Origin of the sequence: Novosphingobium nitrogenifigens DSM 19370, from assembly GCF_000192575.1 — a bacterium.
Classification (GTDB): domain Bacteria; phylum Pseudomonadota; class Alphaproteobacteria; order Sphingomonadales; family Sphingomonadaceae; genus Novosphingobium; species Novosphingobium nitrogenifigens.
The window spans coordinates 59,936-63,759 of the sequence record NZ_GL876927.1 but is presented as its reverse complement, the minus strand read 5'-3'; the positions used below and the strand labels follow the sequence as shown (position 1 = coordinate 63,759).

The window sequence follows — 3,824 nt, the reverse complement described above, 5'->3', positions numbered from 1 at the left end:
TTTTCGACCGGGCGCGACCAGTGCCTTGTCCATAACGGCTCGCTGTCGAACCATCGCTCGCTGCGCCGTCGGCTCGAACACGAAGGTCTTTCCTTCGTCACCGACAACGACAGCGAAGTGGCGGCCGGGTTCATCAGCTGGCGCCTGCGCGAAGGCGACAGCCTGACCGAGGCGCTCGAGGCCGGGCTCGAGGATCTCGACGGTTTCTACACGTTCGTCATCGGCACCGAGAACGGCTTTGCGGTCATGCGCGATCCGATTTCGTGCAAGCCGGCGGTCATGGCCGAAACCGACCAGTACGTCGCCTTTGGGTCCGAATACCGCGCGCTGGTCAATCTGCCGGGCATCGAAAAGGCCCGGGTGTTCGAACCCGAACCGGCCCGCGCATATGTCTGGGAGCGGAACTGATGCCTGTTATCGATCTTGCCGTCACGCCCAAGCGTGACCTCAACGCCGCGCTCCATGCGCTCTCTGCCGATACCAACGAAACGCACTGGACCATCGCCAATCCCGAAGGGCAGCATGCGATTGCCGCAGGTGTCGATGCGCCGATCACGATCGAGATCGACGGCCACGCGGGCTATTACTGTGCGGGGATGAACAAGCAGGCGACGATCGTCGTCAACGGCAACGTGGGTGTCGGCGTTGCCGAGAACATGATGTCGGGCCGCGTCCATGTGAAGGGCGATGCGAGCCAGGCGGCGGGCGCGACGGCGCACGGCGGCTTGCTGGTGATCGACGGCAATGCCTCGGCCCGTTGCGGCATTTCGATGAAAGGCGTCGACATCGTCGTCAAGGGATCGATCGGCCCGATGAGCGCGTTCATGGCGCAGGCGGGCAATCTGGTCGTCCTGGGCGATGCGGGCGAGGCGCTGGGCGACTCCCTTTATGAAACCCGCATTTTCGTGCGCGGTTCGGTCAAGGGTCTGGGCGCGGACTGCATCGAAAAGGAAATGCGGCCCGAACATCTCGAAGCCCTGCGCAAGCTTCTGGCCGAAGCGGGCTGTGACGCGGGCGTCCGGCCCGAGGACTTCCGCCGCTACGGCTCGGCCCGCCAGCTCTACAATTTCCACGTCGACAACGCCTCGGCCTACTGAGGAAGCCATCCATGGACAATTCGCACATTCCCCAGACGCTTCCGCGTTATTCGGCGACGTTCGATCCGCATACCCTGTCCGAAATCCGCCGTGCGGCCGCGACCGGGATCTATGACATTCGCGGCGGCGGGGCCAAGCGCAAGCTGCCCCACTTCGACGACCTGCTGTTTCTGGGCGCGTCGGTCTCGCGCTATCCGCTCGAAGGCTATCGCGAAAAGTGCTCGACCGATGTCTGGCTCGGCACCCGCTTTGCCAAAAAGCCGCTGCATCTCAAGATCCCGATCACCATTGCTGGCATGAGCTTTGGCGCGCTGTCGGGCAATGCCAAGGAAGCGCTGGGCCGTGGCGCCAGCCTTGCGGGCACCAGCACGACGACCGGTGACGGCGGCATGACGCCCGAGGAACGCGGGCAGTCGCAGCATCTGGTCTATCAGTACCTGCCCAGCCGCTATGGCATGAACCCCGACGACTTGCGCAAGGCCGACGCGATCGAGATCGTGATCGGACAGGGCGCCAAGCCGGGCGGCGGGGGCATGTTGCTGGGGCAGAAGATTTCCGATCGCGTCGCGGCCATGCGCACGCTGCCCAAGGGCATCGACCAGCGTTCGGCCTGCCGTCACCCCGACTGGACCGGTCCCGACGATCTGGAAATCAAGATCGAGGAACTGCGCGAGATCACCGACTGGGAAAAGCCGATCTATGTGAAAGTCGGCGCGACCCGTCCCTATTACGACGTGGCGCTGGCGGTGAAGTCGGGCGCGGACGTGGTGGTGCTCGACGGGATGCAGGGCGGCACGGCCGCGACGCAGGACGTCTTCATCGAACATGTCGGCATCCCGATCCTCTCGGCGATCCGTCCGGCGGTTCAGGCGCTGCAGGACCTGGGCATGCACCGCAAGGTTCAGCTGATCGTCTCGGGCGGGATCCGCAACGGGGCGGACGTGGCCAAGGCGCTGGCGCTGGGCGCCGACGCGGTGGCGATCGGGACGGCCGCGCTGGTCGCGCTGGGCGACAACGATCCGCACCACGAGCCGGAATATCAGGCGCTCGGCACCACGGCCGGAGCCTATGACGACTGGCACGAGGGCAAGGACCCGGCGGGCATCACCACGCAGGACCCGATCCTGGCCGCGCGCCTCGATCCGGTCGCGGCGGGGCGGCGTCTGGCCAATTACCTCGCGGTGATGACGCTGGAAGCGCAAACCATCGCGCGCGCCTGCGGCAAGAGCCACCTGCACAATCTCGAACCCGAGGATCTCGTGGCGCTGACGCTGGAAGCGGCCGCCATGGCCAAGGTGCCGCTCGCGGGCACCGACTGGATCCCGGGACAGAGATACTGACCCATTCACAGCCCTCCCGCGGGGGACGGGAGGGCGCACAGACGCGGGACAGGGCCCCACGCAAGGGCGCGTCCGCACGACGGGGAGTTTAGTCGCATGTCCATCGACCTGGCCGAGATCGGGGCCGCCAAGGGGATCAAGTACTTCCTGATTTCCTACACCGACCTTTTCGGCAACCAGCGCGCCAAGCTGGTGCCCGTGTCCGCCATCGCCGAAATGCAGAAGAACGGCGCGGGCTTTGCCGGATTTGCCACATGGCTCGACATGAGCCCGGCGGACCCGGATCTTTTTGCCATTCCCGATCCCGAAAGCCTGATCCAGCTGCCCTGGAAAAAGGAAGTGGGCTGGCTGGCGGCGGACCTGTGGATGGCGGGCAAGCCGGTGGCAGCCTCTCCCCGCAACGCGCTCAAGGCCCAGATCGCCCGTGCCGCGGCCATGGGCTACCAGATGAAGACCGGGGTCGAGTGCGAATTCTTCCTCATCACTCCCGACGGCAAGACGATCTCGGACGAAGCCGATATCCAGTCCAAGCCGTGCTATGACGAACAGGCGCTGATGCGGCGCTATGACGTCATCACCGAAATCTGCGACGCCATGCTCGAACTGGGCTGGAAACCGTACCAGAACGACCACGAGGACGCGAACGGCCAGTTCGAGATGAACTGGCACTATGACGATGCTCTCGTCACCGCCGACCGCCAGGCTTTCTTCAAGTTCCTGGTCAAGTCGATCGCCGAAAAGCACGGCATGCGCGCCACGTTCATGCCCAAGCCGTTCATCAACCTGACCGGCAACGGCTGCCACATGCATGTGTCGATGTGGAAGGACGGCGAAAACGCCTTCGACGGGGGCGATGACATCACTCCGCTCGCCAAGGCCTTCATCGGCGGGTTGCTCGAATCCGCCCCCGGCATGGCCGCGCTCCTCAACCCCACGGTCAACAGCTACAAGCGGATCAACGCCCCGCGCACGACTTCGGGCGCGACCTGGTCGCCCAACTCGGTGACCTGGACCGGCAACAACCGCACGCACATGATCCGCGTGCCCGAACCCAACCGCATCGAACTGCGCCTCGCCGACGGCGCCGCCAACCCCTACCTCCTCCCCGCCGCCGCGCTCGCCGCCGGCCTCGACGGGATCGAGAACAACCGCGACCCGGGCCCGCGCCTCGACATCAACATGTACACGCAAGGCCACCTCGTCACCAACGCCCGCAAGCTCCCGCTCAACCTCCTCGACGCCATCCGCGCCCTGGAAGCCAGCGACGTGCTCAACGCAGCTCTCGGCGAACTCGTCCCGGCCTACGTCAAACTCAAAACCGGCGAATGGAACGACTTCTGTCGACACCTCTCCGACTGGGAATCCAAAACCACCCTCGATTGTTGAG

The 3,824-nt window shown here is 65.1% G+C and carries 3 protein-coding genes and 1 pseudogene; all 4 read left to right on the top strand.

Features of this window, described 5'->3' with window-relative positions:
* Positions 1–408, top strand: a pseudogene (locus tag Y88_RS19540) (glutamine amidotransferase); the annotation flags it as partial.
* Positions 408–1,097: a GltB/FmdC/FwdC-like GXGXG domain-containing protein gene (locus Y88_RS07130; RefSeq protein ID WP_040702457.1), complete on the top strand. Its 690-nt coding sequence runs from the start codon at positions 408–410 to the stop codon at positions 1,095–1,097. The pseudogene Y88_RS19540 and the gene Y88_RS07130, both read left to right, overlap by 1 nt.
* A gap of 11 nt (positions 1,098–1,108) precedes the next feature.
* On the top strand, positions 1,109–2,437 hold the full coding sequence (locus tag Y88_RS07125) for an FMN-binding glutamate synthase family protein (RefSeq protein WP_040702455.1): 1,329 nt from the start codon (positions 1,109–1,111) through the stop codon (positions 2,435–2,437).
* A 96-nt stretch (positions 2,438–2,533) separates the two neighbouring features.
* On the top strand, positions 2,534–3,823 hold the full coding sequence (glnT, locus tag Y88_RS07120; protein WP_008067929.1) for a type III glutamate--ammonia ligase: 1,290 nt from the start codon (positions 2,534–2,536) through the stop codon (positions 3,821–3,823).
* Position 3,824 lies beyond the last annotated feature (1 nt).

Coding starts and splice junctions, on each gene's coding strand:
- glnT (WP_008067929.1), top strand. CDS start 2,534: ATGTCCATCGACCTGGCCGAGATCGGGGCCGCCAAGGGGATCAAGTAC.
- Y88_RS07130 (WP_040702457.1), top strand. CDS start 408: ATGCCTGTTATCGATCTTGCCGTCACGCCCAAGCGTGACCTCAACGCC.
- Y88_RS07125 (WP_040702455.1), top strand. CDS start 1,109: ATGGACAATTCGCACATTCCCCAGACGCTTCCGCGTTATTCGGCGACG.